Raw genomic sequence first — 15802 nt, 5'->3', positions numbered from 1 at the left:
GCCGTATCACCCTTTACAGCTGCATCATGCCGGCGGTAGATACGTGCTCGGGGATCAGAACGCCAAGGCCAAGGCCAGCGGCGAAACTGATCTGTTGGGAGCCGTAACGTCGTCTGATCTTGATACGAGCCTGCTGGGACAAGCTCTTTAGCACCGCATCCGCGTTAGGGATCTTCGCTTCATCGGTTTCTGTGATCGTCAGCAAGATACCGAAGCGGCTCACCCCGTGCCCACGAGCTTCTTCCTTCGTGGCCTGCTCTGTAGAGGCAAGACGAATCATCGCCTGGGCAGACGGAGTTGCCTTGCGGGATCCCCTGACCGCTTGGAGGGCATCCGAGTAGTCATCATCGACGATCTTGGCTGCCTCAGCTGCTGAGTGAGGCCGATAACAAAGCGCTACACGCTTACGTGGCAAGTCAGGGTTAGGGGCCAAAAGCGAGCGCAGCACCTTATCGGTAACCGAGCCACGCGGTGGCTCGCGCATCTCCCAGGTGGTGGATACCGCACCGTCATGCTTGTAGAGAGTAGGTGTTTGTTCCGCACTCCCAGGGCCGGCGTCTTCCCAGCCAAGCCCGTGTCCTTCCTGGGTAAAGGCTGCTTGTTCGATCTCTTCTGCCCGCGCTGGTGAATACGAGCGGGCTGCAACCTGCACGATCTCGTCCTTGGTCATCTCGCGGACTACAAGACCTGCCGACTGGAGGTTACTTGCCAGAGCGGGAAGACGCTGTCCGATCACTACTGCTTGGTCTTGCCAGTGACGACGACGCTCGTTCGTAGTAGCGGTAAACGTTAATGCCAATCGGGCATGAGTTTCCAGCCGGCCGGTTGCTTGGATATCGGCCGCTTCTGCCATGATCTGCTGGGCAAGACGGGGCGAGGACGGCGAGGTAATGGAGGCAACTTCCTGGCGGACACGCTGTCCGGTCGACGGGACGGTTTCGACAACCGCAGTCGCGCCGACGATGTCGCCCTCACTACCGAGATAGGCCAGGTAGGAGCCCCACTGGAAGATGTTCCTGTTGGTGACGTCCTGATCGACTGCCTCGTCGCCTTGAGGCCAGACACGAAACACGATGGTGTACTCGTTTTTCTGGGGGTTGTGAATAATTCCGAAGCGACGCCCGCCAGGTGAGGTGTACTCGTGTAAGCGTGTCGTGGCCAGCACTCCAGGCAGCATGTAGTGGCCACCCGGAACCTTCGAGAACGGCCCGGAGATGTACTTGGTTAGTCCTTTTTTCTTCAGTCGCATGAATTGCCACCTCGTCACAGTGATTTCGTAAAGGGAGCGGCCATCGACTCGGATAAGAAGCGGGGCGCCGCAACACACCCACACCGCTGTGATGATTGCTCCGAAGAGCGGCCCGCCGGTTGCAAAGCAGATAATCGAGATCACCGCACCGACGATCACACCGATCGTGGCACCCGTCGAGAGCCCGAAAAGACCTTCCGAGCGGGGGATTTGCCAGCCGGAATAGGTTAAGGGTTCACCTTGCCTCATCGTGCGAATCCTCCGTAGTCAGTCGGACGGTTCATCATCGTCTCAATCGGGCTAGGGCTTTCCGACCGGTAGCTTGGCGCAGACGTCGGGTTTTGTTCCATGTTCCAGCCCTCAGACGACGGGTTGGACTTGCTGTCTCCCCCGCCGCCAGTCATCTGTGCACCCGAGGCCATCCCCGGCGAGGATCCCCCACCACCACCAGTGTTTTGGGCACCAGTGGTCAGCCCGCTATCAGCCGGCGGCATGTTGGTCATCGCGGCAGGGCCTCCCCCACCGCCCGCAGCAGCCGCACCGCCGCCACCTCCAGAGGCAGCACCGCCGGCAGCTCCTCCCGCCGCACCGCCCGCAGCAGCCGCACCGCCGACACCACCGGCAGCCATCAACGCGCCCTTGACAGCAAGACCTGTTGTCGCAGCCGTAACCCCAGCCATCGATGGCCCGGTGCCGATTTGGGAAACCGCAGGCGCGATCAGCTTCATCAGCATCGGGAGGGTGAACACCGCCAGGCCAAAGAGGATAAATCCGGCTAAGCCGGACTCCCAGTCATCCTCCTTTGAGGTGTCAATCGCCATGAACGCAATGAAGTAGATCAGCGCGCCGACCGGTTTGAACAGCAGTAGCGCAATGGTCCAGGACTGCAGTTTCTTATAGACATCCTGGCCGAGCCCGGTGCCGCCCGCGGCCGCCGCGAGCGGAAGGATAGCGGCGACGAGAATCAGGAGCGCGGCTCGCACATACATGAAAACCAACTGGATAAGGCTCGTAATCACTGAGCACAGTCCAACAATGAGCACCAGCGCTAATCCACCGCTGTTCATCATCACCATTAGTGCTTTGCCGAGCTCCTCGGCCGAGGCGTCTTTTCCTTGATCCAGGATCCAGTGAGAAAACTCATCGCCTGCTCGAGTCAGCATCATCACGAGCGGAACCCACACGCACGAGGCGACCAGCACTTTAAATAAGGCGGCTGCCGATTCTGTCACACTGTCAGAGATCATGCCTCGTTTGCTCATAGCGAAACGAAACGCGATCATCACGATAGACAGCGTCATGAGAGCGAGCTGAATATCCATTGTGTAGCCCTGGATACGCTCATAGAACGAGTCGGAATCCTTGAGTTTATCCGAGGGGATCTCTAACCACCAGGTAAGAGTGGTCGATACCATCTTCCCCGCAGTTTCTAATACAGATTTAGCAAACGACTCAACGCTGCTAGAGATTGGATGTGCAACACTATTTACGGTTTCTTTTGCCGAATTGAAGGCGTCAGAAATACCTTCGCCAACAGCTGCGGCCGCATCCCCGGCCGTTTCAATTCCTTTCTCAAGAAAGTTCTTATCTTCCTCCGGTTTTTCATCCGAACCACCCGAGTTCTCGCCGCTAGGCTCCGCCGCGTTCTCAGATGTCGGCTGAGAGGTAGTTGCCGGCGGCTCCGACGTGGGGGTTACATCGTCAGCAAATGCATATGGTGGTACAAACCCTAGGGAGACAATGAGGAGAAAGCCAAGGAGCAGACGCTTTATATATCCCATCGCACCATATCTTTCGGGACAGAATCCTCATTGTAAATGTTATCGTCCGCAACGGGACCAAATACCCACTCGCCATCGACCCACATCATGTGGTTATTAACTCGTGAGTATCGTGGGCCAGGACCGTCCGCCGGCCCTTTACGCCAGAACTCGAACTCTGCGGAGTTCTCGTTGTAGTTCTTCACCCGATACCCAATAATGCTCAAGAAGTCCAGGTTGGGATCGAGACCTTTATCTCGAACTTTTTCATTTAGTACCTGACGATACTCAGCTGCATCTCGACACTGTTCCTCAGCGTCTTTTTGGGATGGCGCACCACGGTCAAGAATGTGATGATCATGCTTCGCCACTTGAACACACAGGTCATAATGGCTAAATGCGCGCATATAATTGTGCATGGCCATCACAGCCCCCTGCACCGTATGTGCATAACCAGTCGGAATATCCCCATCGAACCGTGTAGGCCCGTCAGATGATGACACTGCGATCACATAGTAGTTCTTTTCGGGGAGGATCTGGTACTCGAAATCATCGGGAACACGTTCCGTATCATTAGGGTCAACATCCTTTAGCGCGGTTGATAACAAACACCCATTGGTATCAACGGGAACCTTTATTTCATCCCCAGCGATATTGGACACTGATGTCCGATACTCGCAGTTGTGGTTCTTGCTCATTGACAGGCCATGGTCACCTTGGGCAGTGGTGCTCTTTTCCTGGTCCAGGACGAGGAAGACGGTTGCCGCGAGGCCGATGACAAGGACAACGACGATCACAATCAGCGTGATGATGAGATTCTTCTGTTTCATGATTGAAGTGTAACCGCCCCATCAGACATAGACTCGACTTCTTCGATTCTTTGTTCGGAAGACAAGTCGAGTTTCCAGTCCTCGCCGGCCCACACCACACGGGTATGGGCTTTCGCCATCGAGTTATCCGGGTAGGTGGAGTACACATCGACTTCCGCCGCCTTATCGTCGTAAGCAGTGATGTAGTAGCCGGTGATGGTCGGTCTCGCTTCTTCGTCGATTCCTTCCACGTGTGACTGAGCGCGGGCGATAATCCACTGGTCACGTGCCTCATTCGGCTGGACGGTGAGCCCGACCAGCTCGTCCCATCGATCATCTGGTGCTACCGCGAGCCGGGCCGAGGTACCGATTGCTGCGAGAGCCGCCCCTTGCGGGGAATGCTCGTACTTGTGTGCTACGACTCCCGAGGAGTCTTTTGGCCCGTAGGTGGTCGGGTTCACCGGCACACTGATCCCCTGCACGTCTACCCAGGTGATATTTTGCGGGGCGGCGTTAGGGTTGAACTCTTCCGCCTCGTTATCGGACGAACACCCGCTGAGCATGAGGGTTGCCGCAGCAACGCTTAGCAGACTGATCTTGAGTTTCTTCATCTTTTCACGCTCCAATAAGTGCAGTGGCGATCTTCGGGGAGACACCGACAATCACGGTGGCGGCTAGTGTGCAGGCGAGTTCGATCCCCGAGGACGACTCCACGGCGTTGACCTGCTTGTCCATCCAGAACCGGCCTCCGAGGAATACGATCCTCGCGGTGAGTGCCGCGAGGACGATCCAGTACATCCAGGACAGGCCGGTCAGCAGTGGTTCCCACACGCTTGCGGGCATGTGCTCAGCGAGAACGATCATGGCACCGAGAACGCCGCTACTGGCCCATCGCGCCGGCGATTAGGGACGGCGCGATGGCCATCACCACACCACCGATCAGGGCGCCCATGATGATCTTCGGGGCCTGGAGATCACCACCCCGCACCCACTTTTCCCAGGCGAAACGGGCACCGCCGTAGACGATGCCGAGCACGGCGGCGATGTAGCAGAACCAGGTGAAGATGCTCACCAGCCACTGGAAACGGTCCGCCCCGGGAGGGGCGACAGGGGTCGTCGAGATCACGTTGGCGAGAATGTCGATAGTCATAGGGATTACTCCTTACTGGAAAGATCAGTGGTGAAAAGGTCCATGAGTTGCTCGCCGACACTTTCGATTCTGTCTGGCACCCTGTCAGCGAGGTTGATGTGCCGTTGTTTCTTCTTTTTCTCTTCTTCTTCCTCCCCTGGGGTCCACAAGGCCAGCTCATCCGGGGTGTGGTTCAGGTAGTCATCGATGAAGGGAATATCGATAACCTCCCAGGCGTAGTTGCCGATAGGTTCGACAAGGGCCCTGGCCCGCTGGATCTCTTTCGACGGCTTCTTGGGACTCGCCTGGATCACCACCACCGCAAGGACTCTCACGTTCCCAGCAAGCCCACACACGTACTGCCGAAGCAGCCGGTTCGTGGCCTTAAAGCCACCTACCGTCGCGCGGGTGACAATCACGCAATACGGGGACTGATCCCTATGTGCTGGCCACACCCCGCCGGTATCACCGACCGGGGCAAGCTGTGCAGCCAAGGTTGTCGCTCCCGCCCCACCGTGCGCGGCAACGCACCACATCGCCGGCTCCGCTCCCTTTACGGGGAGCCGGTCCTGGGACAGAGGGAGACACTCGTGGGCATGAGGCGGGTCGATACCGGGAATCTCTACGCGCATCGTGTCCGCAGCGTCTTCGATCATCTGATCATCGACTAGTACAAGATGGTTCGGCAAGGTGATCGTCACCTTTCTTCTCCAGGGGTGTTGAGTGGGGAGAACGTCGGCACATTGTCCCCACCACCAGCCACACCCGCAGATACGGGCACAGACGACACCGCCGTAGTGGCAGCAGTGGTGACCGCTGAGCCGGTTGCAGTTGTGGTCTTCTTCGACTGGTTCTTCACCGCCACAGGAGCTTGATCGATAGCGGCCGCGAGGATCCATCTCGTGGCGTACTCGGTAGCGGTCACGGTGTTAGCGACTGGCACCTGCCCATACGAGGAATGATTCTTCTGGTGTTGCCAGTACTTCACGTTGGTCGCCAGATCGATAAGGCCCTCGTTGTCCTCGATCTCACGAGTAACAGTCTGGAAGACCTTCTTCGTGGTTCCGGTGGCACCCTCCGGGGCGACGACCTTAATCGCCGCATCAATGAACCGGCGGCCAAGCTCCGCAAGCCCAGCCTCAGGGCGAACAAGCCCCGCGGTAGCGACCGCCGCGATAGTCTCCGGGGAGATGACCTCCTTGACAACCGTCTTGACGATCGAGCCGAAAATGCTTCCCGCCGAAGCGAGAACGTCAATCGGCTTTTTCTTTTCCGTCCTGGGATCCGAGGCATGAGAGATTCGCTTCGCGATCGACTTCTTCGGCTGGTAGGACACCGCTGAGCGAGAGGAGTGCTTGACATCTTCGCTCAACACGTCCGTGGCCGTCTTATAGGACGTCCACGCCAAGGCATCCGCGATTGAGGTAAGCGACCCAATCGGATCCCCAGCACTGAGTTTTGCTTGCCCAGCAATGTTGGTCACCGCGTGCGCGAGAGGAGTATTCGGGGGCAGATCACACGTGAGGTCTCCTGCCACGCAGAAATCCGCTACACGCCCGCCGAGCTTGCCGTACGAGCTGACAAGGTCAGCCTCAGGTGCTGACCCACCGCCAGACGTCTTTTCCATCGTGATCGGCGGAAGGTCTTTGACCGCATCCCCCTTCGTTCCTGGCACAGGTGAGGGAGCGTTGACCGATCCGCCGGGAATGATCTCAGCACCTTCTGCGCGAGCAGGGTTACCGAACAAGGCGACGCCAGCGACCTTGTCCGCTTCGATAGCTCCCTTGCCCTTCCCAATCGCCGCCGCCACCTGGGAGACCACGTGAGCTCCCTGGGAGTAGCCGGTCAAAAACACCTTCGTGTCCGGGCACTTACCGGAAATGTCCTTGAGAGCGTCACCGAGACGGTTTTCCCCATCAGTGACGGACTCGGCATACGGCATCGCTTCTTCACCCAGGGCACCGCCAAACGCAGCGTGATAGGGCAGGTACATCCGGTCGATGAGCCCACGGGTCTTCTCATCTCCGTCAGCCTTGCTCTTCGCAGCACCAACCACACCGCCGAGGAAGCCGGAGTCCATATCGGTAGGGGTATCAATCGAGGACTGGCCGGTTCCTTGCACCCCGACGACATAGATCAACGGGCATCCAGACTCGTCAACTAATCGCTTAACATCGTCCACGCTCGGTTCCGACGACGTCGGCCCAGCCGGGTTACCCGGAGCCACGGCGCTTGCAGCCGGGGCCTGGTTTAGCGGGGAGAACGTGGGCATATTATCCGCCGCGTGCACCACCGGCAGCTGCAGCACAAGGCCCGTAATCACCCCCAGCGAGGTCAGTGTTGCGCGTTTCATTTCGTTTTCCCTTCGGCACGGTTCTCGATTTCGGCCACAAGATAGCGGCCATCACTTTTCACTAATGTGTAGTTTTGCGGGTATAAAACTTCGTTGCCGTTCGTCAGCTTGGCAGTGACACTGGCTTGAACTTCCGTATCGGAGATCTTCTTCGTCTTCGCGCACCACGTCGCGCCTATTTGATCAACCAGCAACGTTCCCCAGTCGGTGTCCTTGAGATACGAATCCGGGGCGATCATCGAGGCCAGCTCGTCGGCATCACCGCTGAAATACGCGGTATTCCATGCCACCACAGCCCCTTCGGGTGTGTGCTCGTCAGCTTTGACCTGGTGAGGGCACTTCACTGGTGCGGGGACTGAAGTCGTTGTTTCTTGAGTAGTAGTGATGATCTCCGTGGTGGTTTCCGGGGCAGGTGAAGCGGAAACGGTGTCCGGGCTAGATGGTGTGAACACCTTAAACGCCCAAATCACACCGCCGATTGTGAGACACAAGCTCACTGCGAAGATGACGTACGCGGCCTTACGCGCCAAGGACTTGGTGCCAGGTGTTGTTACTGGTTGGTCCCCATCATCGACGTCAAGGACAGCGTCCTTATCGTCATCTGGCTCATCAAGTTCCTCGGTAGCGTTCTTCGATGCGGCGACATCGCGCCACATCGTCCACGAGGAGGTCTCCTCAGAGTGCTCGTCCGTGTCTCGGGGCGGCATGGGCTCGTCAGACTCACCTGGAGTCTGGCTTTTTGCCCATCGTTTCCAATCTTCACCCACGGCTGTTTAGTCCTTCCCTAGATACCCAGCTCACCAAGGCTAGGAATGTGGACTCCCGGGGTAGAGGCATCAAGGTTGGAAAGCGCCTGATCCACCTGGTTACGGCCCTGCTCAATCGCCTGGTTCACCTGGGCCGCGGGGTTACCCGGAGCCCCACCGATCACCTCGTTGAGCGTCCGGCCGCCAACGTTGCCGCCGGGCTTCTCGCCCACAAGGCCGTCGTAGCCGTTGCGGATACGAGTGTTGTTCTCCAGATCCCAGACCACGTCGCCGAGGATGCGCTTCCCCGCGTCCTGGGCGGCAGGAGTCGTCGCGACCCCCACAGCCGTGCCAAGAGCAGCTGCACCAGTGCCACCAACGCCAGCGCCGACCGCGCCACCGGCGAGAGCGCCGGTCGTGCCGCCCACTCCAGCGCCGATCACACCGCCACTGGCAGCACCAATAGGTGCACCGAGTGCGCCACCGGCCACGGCGCCGAGCACGCCGCCGCCGAGAACACCGATACCAGCGGCCACCGTGCCAGCCGCGACACCTGGGATGACCGGGAGAGCGGGCACAGCGACCGCGCCAACCGGAGTAGCCACCACGGTGCCTGCGATACCGAGGATCGTGCCACCGGCAGCTCCGCCGGCGATCCCGCCAGCGATAGCACCACCGGCGGTACCAAGGGCCGCGCCGGTCGCAGCGCCAGCAGCGGTGCCAGCCGCAGCACCGGTTGCTCCGCCGACCACAGCACCACCCACGGTGGTCAGCCCAGCCACCGGCAGGCCAAGAGCGATACCAGCGGCAGCGGACTTCGCAGCAGCCTCAGCGAGCACAGGAATGTCAGATTCCTTGATGTTGTCACCGAACACGCGGACGATCGTGGCCGGGTCCAGCTTCGCGGCCGCGGCCGGGTCGAGAACCAACAAGCCGGGCGAGGTTTCCTGGACAATCTTGTTTTCAACGACGATCGGCCGGTTATCGACGACGATGGTCGCAGGCGCAGCCTGAGGTGCGTACTGGGTCAGTGGCTGAACAGCAGCGTTGACAGCAGGCGCGGCCTGGATCAGCGGGGCCGGCGCGGGGCGCGTCGTGCCCGGAGCCGCCATCACCTGGGGTGCTGCGTCAGCGACCGGGGTGTGGGGCAGGATGCCGGCCAGGGCGACCGGGAGTGCGGCGAGCTTGACGTAGCTACGACGCGTCTTCGAGTGCTTACCCATTTAAGGGGTCCTTTCATGAAAGAAAACCAATATGATGTTGTGAGTTCTGGTGGTACTACCCGGGCTCCCACCAGGGGAAAATCCGCATGTTCACCACGTAGTCACCGCCCTCGGCCTCCAGGCGAGGAAGTTCTCCAGGCCCTTTTTCACCGCGAACTCGCGCTTGGACAACCCGGCATCCGGGTCCCCGTTAGCCTCGGCTTGCACCTTGGCTTGCATGACCTTGCACCAGTCGATCTGGCCGGGAGCGACCGGCTGACCGGTGGAGGTGACCAGTTCCACGACCGGCGGCATCATCGCTTGCGAGGTCGACAGCGGGGCGCAGGTCACCGGCACATCGACGTTCAAACGAGCGTTGACCAGGGCGGGAAGGTTGCGAACCGTTGCTGGCAAGGGCCGGGAGGCGAGAACCTGTCGAATCTGGGAAGGCGTCCAGCCGTACTCAAGTCGTTCTCGCAGTTTGGAAGCGAATATCCGCAGGTCACGGGCCGGGACCGCGAGGAATTCCGGCGGCATGCATGCCGCGAGGAGTTCGCGATCAGCTGGCGAAACAGGCTGGTCATCCTCTGGCACAGGGTCCTGGTTGGCCGAGGGTCCCAGCGGCGTAATTACACCGCTGGAAACGTTCTGAGCAGCGGTTTCGTTCTCTTGCCGAGGGGTAGCCGCCGAAGGCTGGCCAGCGTTAGGCCGCGTAGCGCGGACAGCCGGCACCTGGCTAGCCGTCTGGTGGTCGATGGTTGTCCCCTCCCCCGACGCCGCGTCAGCGGCGCCCGAAGGCGAGCTCGGCTCGCCTCCCGAGCGTGGCTCTCCCGGCTCGTCGCCGGCCGCGCAAGGGGGGTAGGGGGGATTATTTATTTCTCTTTCTTTCAAGTAAGTGACACTGTTGTCACTTAAACCCGGCCCTTCTTGGCACTTAAACTCGCTATAGGTGACATTTTGGCACTTATACCCTGACCTGGGATTTTGGGGTTTAGGTGACAAGTTGTCACTTAAACTCTCCTTGTTGTGGATAGCTTTTTCCACAGGCTGAGGCCCGTTGATCTCTCCCAGGAAGCGGCCCGCTTGGATGGCCGGTAGGTCGATGATGTACACCGACTCAATCCTGCGACCTTGCCCGCGCTCATTCGTGATGTAGCGGTGTTGCTTCTCGATGAGGTCGAGGGACTCAAGAAGCTGGAGATGGCGGATAACAGTGCGCTGAGACTGGGACGTGCGACGGGCGAGTTCCTCAATCCCGCACCAGCAACTGGCTTTGCCGTACAACTCGGGACGAGTAGCGGCGCGATCTGCAAGCATCGCCAGCACGAACTTCGGTGCAGGCTTGAGCACGCCGACCATGTCGACGACGAGTGACATCTCTCTGAAGCCCATTACCGTTCACCTCCTCGGCGGTGCCAGGGAGTCCCCTGCACGTTCGCTTGCGTCATCATCGAGTCCTTGCTATCCTGCAGGGCAGGAAGTAAGTATTTGTTTTGGTCGCCTTCACCATCGCTACTGGTGAGGGCGCTTTCCTTATGCCTGAACATCACTCCCCCTCTGGATCAAGGGGGTTAGGCGTCCCCTGCTCAAGTAGCTTGATGATCCCCTCACGAGGAATTAGCCACCGATTATTGGGGAGATGGGTGGCTCCAGGAACGTATCCGTCTTTGCACCACTTCTGCAGAGTCCGAACAGAGACACCTGGAAGTAACTTCGCTGCTCGGGAAGGCGAGAGCCAAGCATCTTGCTCCGGAGATTGCATATGATACAAGTTCATGTTTGACATACTTCCATGCGATAGAAGTTGAGTCAAGTGTTAATGGTTGCGCGAAATACACGTTCTTGCTAGAGTGCGCATCATGGCGACATCGACAACAAAGCGCACCTTCACTCCGGAGCAGTGCATCTCCATGAAGATCAATCAACTTCTCTTTACTCGTCACGTCACCAAGAAGGCACTTGCCGAAGCGATCGGCACCTCCCCTAGCAACTTGGGACGCAAAGTACGTGGCGATGTGGTGTGGGCCATCGACGAGCTCTATGCAGCGGCCGACTTCTTCGGCCTCGACGTCGTGGACCTTCTCCCCCGTCGTGTTACCCCCCAGGGACAGGAAAAGTCCCCTTCCACCGAAGTGAAAGGGGACGACCTCGTAGCGGGGGCTGGATTCGAACCAACGACCTCTGGGTTATGAGCCCAGCGAGCTACCGAGCTGCTCCACCCCGCGTCATATGAACCGGAGTTCATCGCGCACTGCGGTGCGTACCGCTCCGTGCGACATCGAATACTGTACATGCCTCCCCGGGACACGCCAAATCGCCAGGTCACCCGGGAGAAGGCGCCACGATCGTCGCACATCATCCCGACGCAATCCCACCACATATCCACGTCCCCCGGCCCCTCGCCGCGCACCCGGAAGCACGAGGTGTTAACACAGAGAGACGGCCCCGTGGACGCAATCACTAGAGAGAAGAATCGCATGTCGCACACTTCGCACACTATTCGCACCGCGTGCGCCGCAGGAGCTCTTGTGCTCGCTTCCTTGGCACTCCCCTCGTGCTCCTCCGCCACCGCCGAGCAACACCACCCGGAGCAGCTCCCCAGCGCTACCGAGAAGCGGCCCGACGACCTGGCCCCGCTCTGCGTCCGCACAAAGACGACGGAAGGAGACGTGCGAGCGGTCGTCGTCGACAACACATGCACCGATGTTCAGAACGCCAAGGTGCTCGTTGCGTTTGGCCCGGATTCCCGTTGCCTGCACCTCAACCCCGGAGAGCACGTCGAGTATCCCCTCACGCCGCACATCCCCGGCACGGGCTTTGTGTTCTCGCCCCGCTTCGACAGCCTTCCTCGCTGCTAGGAGGCCCTTAGAAGGTCCTGTCCCCTCCCGCCACACCCACCGTTCCAGCACATGGAACGGTAATGTCTTTCCCTCCGGCTCCCCTTCATAATGAATCAGGTCACTCAGCCTGCCGAATCTCGAAGGAAGTCACAATGCCCTCTTCGTCTCCCCTCGCCACGGACGTCCTCATCGCCGGCGCCGGGCCCACGGGCCTCGTCCTCGCTAACCTGCTCGGGGCGCGAGGTGTCGCCGTGACGCTCGTCGAGAAGCGAGCGGACCTCATCGACTACCCGCGCGGCGTCGGCATGGACGACGAGTCCTACCGGACCATCCAGGCCATGGGGCTACTCAAGGAGGTGGAGCCCTACACCCTGCCGCAGCACATCATGCGGATCGTCAATGGGCGCGGCGAGGTCATCATGACCAATGACCCCCAGGGTGAGCCCTTTGGGTATCCGCGGAAGTTCGGTTTCTTGCAGCCGCTCGTCGATCGGGCGATGTATGAGGGCCTTGCTCGCTACCCCAATGTCCAGGTGCTCTTTGGGCGGGAGCTGTGCAGCATCGAGGAGGACGCCGACGGCGTGACGGCCATCGTCCGCCACGTCGAGGGCCCCGAGGGCGACAAGGCCCTGGGCGAGAGCACCGAAGTCCGGGCCCGCTACCTCGTGGGATGCGAAGGCGGCCGCTCCTTCACCCGCAAGTGGATTGGCGCCGAGTTCGTGGGGGTATCGCCCTCGACGCGGTGGGTGGTGGTCGATGTGCGCAACGACCCGCTCGGCTTCCCGAATGTCTACCTCGGCGCGGACCCCGCCCGCCCCTATGTCTCCATCGGCTTGCCGCACGGGGTGCGCCGCTTCGAGTTCATGCTCTTCGACGACGAGCCCAACGAGCGCGTGGAGGACAATGCCTTCGTGACGCAGCTCCTCCACGAGCACCTCCCCGAGGGCACCGAGCTGGACATCATCCGCCGTCGAGTCTTTACCCACCACGGGCGAGTGGCCTCGGAGTTCCGCAAGGGCCGCGTGCTCATCGCCGGGGACGCCGCCCACCTCATGCCCGTGTGGATGGGCCAGGGCTTCAACTCCGGCGTCCGGGATGCCACGAACCTCGCGTGGAAGCTCGAGGCGGTGCTCGCGGGGAGGGCGGATGAGAAGCTCCTCGACACGTATAGCGCCGAGCGGCGCGACCACGCGAAGGCGATGGTCGACCTCTCCCTCGCGATGGGGAACATCATCAAGCCCACCGATCGGCGGATTGCGTTCGGCCGCGACGCCCTCGCCCGCACCATGAACATCTCCCCCGCCGTCAAAAACTACTTCTCGGACATGCGCTTCAAGCCCATGCCGCGCTACGGGCGAGGGGTCGTCGTGGACCACGAAACGCTCACCCCCGGCACCGCCCACCGGAAGATCAGCCGCCGGCGCGTGCCCCGGCTCATCCCGCTGCGCAACGCGCTGTCTAAGAACTCCCCCGTGGGCGCCCAGTTCATCCAGCCGTGGGTGGGCGTCGACGGCGAGGACGTCCGCCTCGATGATGCCCTCGGCACCGGCTTCGCTCTCCTCTCCTGGGGTCTCAACCCCGCCACCCTGCTCGACGACGCCACCCGCGCCGAGCTCGACGCCCAGGGCGTCCGCCTCCTCTGCGCCGTCTCCCCCAACCAGGTTGCGTGGGCGAAGCAGGAGTGCGCAGACACCGGGACCACAGTGGTGGCCGATACGCACGGTGCGCTGAAGGCGTGGTTTGATAAGGCCTCCGTCGGCACAGCCATCATTCGGCCGGATCGCTTCGTTGCCGCCGCCTGCTTCAACGCGGATCTCCCCAAGGCGGTGCGTGCCGTCGCCGAGGCGGGACACCTCCTCCCCACGCAGCGCTAAGGCGCAGGTAGGCGCAAAAAAACAGAGCGCGTGCTCCCTCCTCGCCGAGGGGCACGCGCTCTGGCGTGTGGCTGAACCTTAGATCCGGGTGGACAACCACTGCGCGATGACCGTGTTGAACTCCTCCGCGCACTCCACCTGGGACCAGTGCCCGCACTGGCTGAAGATGTGGGCATCTGCGTGGGGGACGACGTGGAGGAGATCCCACGTCCGCTGGACCGGGATCACGCTGTCCTGCATGCCGTGGATGAGGAGCACCGGGATGTCGAGCGTCGAGAGAACGTCGAAGTCGAGGGGCAGGGCCTCGCGGTCACGATCGCGGGCGGCGACCACCTCTTTGAGGCGGTCAGAGGCCGTATCGTTGAGGGCCGACTGGTAGCGCAGGCTCACCAGCTCGTCGGTGATGAGGTCCTTGTTGACGACGAAGTGCTCGAGGGTCTCGCGGATGCCCTCCTCGGTGAGGGTCGGGTTGGAGTGGCTCTTCAGCGCGCCGGTGAGCTTGGCCCCGCCCGTGCCCATCGACACGATGCCGAGCAGCCGCTCCGGGAAGTCGATAGCGAACTGGAAGGCCAGCCACCCGCCGAGAGAGTTGCCGACGATCCAGGTCTTCTCGATGCCCAGGGCGTCGAGAACCCGGACCGCGTGGCGCACCCACTCGCGGATGCCGTACTCGGTGCCCTCGGCGACGACGGTCTGGCCATAGCCGATGGAGTCGATCGCGATGCCGCGGCCCACCTCAGAGAGGTCCGGGAGGTTCAACCACCAGTTGGCGGCGGCGGTCACGCCCGTGCCGGAGCCGTGGAGAAAGAGGATCGGGGCGCCCTCCCCCAGCTCGTGGTAGTGGGTGATCTCGCCCGGGGCGGTCTCTACCCACTTGTCCTCGAGGCCAAAGAAGGGGTCCGTGGTGTATTCGGGGATCTGTGCAGTCGTCATAAGAGAAACTGTAGGGGAGCCCATACGAGGGGTGCAGTTGTGTTCTACTCCACGGAACGGGTTTACTGGGAAAAGTACGTGAAGAAGGATGGCCGGGTGCCTGCGTCGACGCCTGTGCCTGGTACCCCGAGGAGAGCCATGAGACGTTCGGACCCCCGCAGCTCCGTGGATAAGGCGATGAGCCTGCTCCGCGCTTTCGCTGAGGACACCTCCACGGGCGTCGGGCTCAGCGAGCTCGCCCGCCGGGCCGATCTTCCGAAGTCGACGGCGCACCGGCTCCTCGCCACCCTCGCGCAGAATGAGGCCGTCCAGAAAGCCGAGGACACCTACCGCCTCGGGCCTCTCTTCGCAGATCTCACCAAGGAGACCTCGTCCCCGCACGGGGAGGTCGTGGCGGAGCTGCTCACGCCCTTCCTCTCGGCGCTCTTTGAGCGCACGCGCATGACCGTGCACCTCGGCTACATGATGGGCACCGACGTCGCCTATGCCAACAAGCTCTTCTCCCGGCGCGCCATGGAAACCCCCGCGCGCATCGGCGGGCGCGTGCCCGGCTACGCCACGGGGGTGGGCAAGGCGATCCTCGCGTGGGATCCCAACCTCACGGAGACGACCCTCCACCGCGGGCTCGTCCAATGGACGCCCAACACCATCACCGATCCGGACGAGTTTGTGCAGGTCCTCGCCCAGATCCGACGGGAGGGGGTGGCCTATGACCGGGAGGAGATCGCGGTGGGCTTGAGCTGTATTGCCGCGCCCATCTTCGGCTGCGGCTCCGTCCCCGTGGCGGCCATGTCCGTCTCTGGCCCTATCGGATCCTTCGACCCCGAGGAACACCGCCAGGTCCTGCGCACCATCTGTGCCTCCGCCTCCCGCGCCTATCGGGCCGCGGAGCGAAAACGCTAGGCTG

The 15802-nt window shown here is 61.2% G+C and carries 17 protein-coding genes and 1 tRNA gene; 4 read left to right on the top strand and 14 right to left on the bottom strand.

Annotation, left to right across the window (positions count from 1 at the left end):
* Window positions 1–13: 13 nt before the first annotated feature.
* The 12 genes from L1O03_RS02885 to L1O03_RS11640 all read right to left on the bottom strand — a co-directional run bounded on the left by L1O03_RS02885 (window position 14) and on the right by L1O03_RS11640 (window position 11010).
* On the bottom strand, window positions 14–1498 hold the full coding sequence (locus tag L1O03_RS02885) for an SCO6880 family protein (protein ID WP_236117899.1): 1485 nt from the start codon (window positions 1496–1498) through the stop codon (window positions 14–16).
* Window positions 1495–3030, bottom strand: a complete 1536-nt coding sequence (locus L1O03_RS02880; RefSeq protein WP_236117898.1) for a TrbL/VirB6 family protein — start codon at window positions 3028–3030, stop codon at window positions 1495–1497. The genes L1O03_RS02885 and L1O03_RS02880 overlap by 4 nt, the downstream gene beginning before the upstream one ends.
* Window positions 3018–3839: a DUF8175 domain-containg protein gene (locus tag L1O03_RS02875; RefSeq protein ID WP_236117897.1), complete on the bottom strand. Its 822-nt coding sequence runs from the start codon at window positions 3837–3839 to the stop codon at window positions 3018–3020. Before L1O03_RS02875 ends, L1O03_RS02880 begins: the two co-directional genes overlap by 13 nt.
* Window positions 3836–4429 (bottom strand): DUF8175 domain-containg protein, encoded by a 594-nt coding sequence (locus L1O03_RS02870; protein WP_236117896.1) that lies wholly within the window; start codon window positions 4427–4429, stop codon window positions 3836–3838. Before L1O03_RS02870 ends, L1O03_RS02875 begins: the two co-directional genes overlap by 4 nt.
* A gap of 4 nt (window positions 4430–4433) precedes the next feature.
* Window positions 4434–4682 (bottom strand): hypothetical protein, encoded by a 249-nt coding sequence (locus L1O03_RS02865; RefSeq protein WP_236117895.1) that lies wholly within the window; start codon window positions 4680–4682, stop codon window positions 4434–4436.
* Between the two features lie 16 nt (window positions 4683–4698).
* Entirely contained in the window at window positions 4699–4968 is a 270-nt protein-coding gene (locus L1O03_RS02860; RefSeq protein WP_236117894.1) for a hypothetical protein, read from the bottom strand.
* 5 nt (window positions 4969–4973) lie between these two features.
* The gene (locus tag L1O03_RS02855; RefSeq protein ID WP_236117893.1) at window positions 4974–5648 is read right to left on the bottom strand and encodes a hypothetical protein; all 675 of its coding nucleotides are present in this window, start codon (window positions 5646–5648) and stop codon (window positions 4974–4976) included.
* Window positions 5645–7300: a cutinase family protein gene (locus L1O03_RS02850; protein WP_236117892.1), complete on the bottom strand. Its 1656-nt coding sequence runs from the start codon at window positions 7298–7300 to the stop codon at window positions 5645–5647. The genes L1O03_RS02855 and L1O03_RS02850 overlap by 4 nt, the downstream gene beginning before the upstream one ends.
* Complete coding sequence (locus L1O03_RS02845) at window positions 7297–8067, bottom strand: DUF8176 domain-containing protein (protein ID WP_236117891.1); 771 nt, start codon at window positions 8065–8067, stop codon at window positions 7297–7299. Before L1O03_RS02845 ends, L1O03_RS02850 begins: the two co-directional genes overlap by 4 nt.
* Window positions 8068–8084: 17 nt before the next feature.
* Complete coding sequence (locus L1O03_RS02840; protein ID WP_236117890.1) at window positions 8085–9269, bottom strand: hypothetical protein; 1185 nt, start codon at window positions 9267–9269, stop codon at window positions 8085–8087.
* A gap of 90 nt (window positions 9270–9359) precedes the next feature.
* Window positions 9360–10640, bottom strand: a complete 1281-nt coding sequence (locus L1O03_RS02835) for a helix-turn-helix domain-containing protein (protein ID WP_236117889.1) — start codon at window positions 10638–10640, stop codon at window positions 9360–9362.
* Window positions 10641–10794: 154 nt separating this feature from the next.
* Complete coding sequence (locus tag L1O03_RS11640; RefSeq protein WP_420830284.1) at window positions 10795–11010, bottom strand: helix-turn-helix domain-containing protein; 216 nt, start codon at window positions 11008–11010, stop codon at window positions 10795–10797.
* 97 nt (window positions 11011–11107) lie between these two features.
* Between L1O03_RS11640 and L1O03_RS11635 the strand changes: the two genes are divergently transcribed.
* A complete protein-coding gene (locus L1O03_RS11635) occupies window positions 11108–11440 on the top strand; it encodes a helix-turn-helix domain-containing protein (protein WP_420830283.1) in 333 nt (110 codons plus the stop codon).
* On the opposite strand, the gene L1O03_RS02830 is transcribed toward L1O03_RS11635, so the two are convergent.
* A tRNA-Met gene (locus L1O03_RS02830) sits at window positions 11400–11473 on the bottom strand. The two genes, L1O03_RS11635 and L1O03_RS02830, sit on opposite strands and share 41 nt — an antisense overlap.
* A 315-nt stretch (window positions 11474–11788) precedes the next feature.
* Between L1O03_RS02830 and L1O03_RS02825 the strand changes: the two genes are divergently transcribed.
* Together L1O03_RS02825 and mhpA are read left to right on the top strand one after the other, a co-directional pair.
* Window positions 11789–12106 (top strand): hypothetical protein, encoded by a 318-nt coding sequence (locus L1O03_RS02825; RefSeq protein WP_236117888.1) that lies wholly within the window; start codon window positions 11789–11791, stop codon window positions 12104–12106.
* A 134-nt stretch (window positions 12107–12240) separates the two neighbouring features.
* Window positions 12241–13962 carry a bifunctional 3-(3-hydroxy-phenyl)propionate/3-hydroxycinnamic acid hydroxylase MhpA gene (gene mhpA, locus L1O03_RS02820; protein WP_236117887.1) on the top strand — a complete coding sequence of 574 codons (1722 nt, stop codon included), beginning with the start codon at window positions 12241–12243 and terminating at the stop codon, window positions 13960–13962.
* A gap of 78 nt (window positions 13963–14040) precedes the next feature.
* Here mhpA and L1O03_RS02815 read toward each other — a convergent pair whose 3' ends face one another.
* Complete coding sequence (locus L1O03_RS02815; protein WP_236117886.1) at window positions 14041–14895, bottom strand: alpha/beta fold hydrolase; 855 nt, start codon at window positions 14893–14895, stop codon at window positions 14041–14043.
* A gap of 138 nt (window positions 14896–15033) precedes the next feature.
* On the opposite strand from L1O03_RS02815, the gene L1O03_RS02810 reads away from it, so the two are divergent.
* Window positions 15034–15798: an IclR family transcriptional regulator gene (locus tag L1O03_RS02810; protein WP_236117885.1), complete on the top strand. Its 765-nt coding sequence runs from the start codon at window positions 15034–15036 to the stop codon at window positions 15796–15798.
* Window positions 15799–15802: the final 4 nt, after the last annotated feature.

The sequence above is a fragment of the Corynebacterium uropygiale genome (genome assembly GCF_021568315.1).
In the GTDB taxonomy this organism is placed as follows: Bacteria; Actinomycetota; Actinomycetes; order Mycobacteriales; family Mycobacteriaceae; genus Corynebacterium; species Corynebacterium uropygiale.
This window is presented reverse-complemented; position numbering and strand designations above follow the sequence as displayed.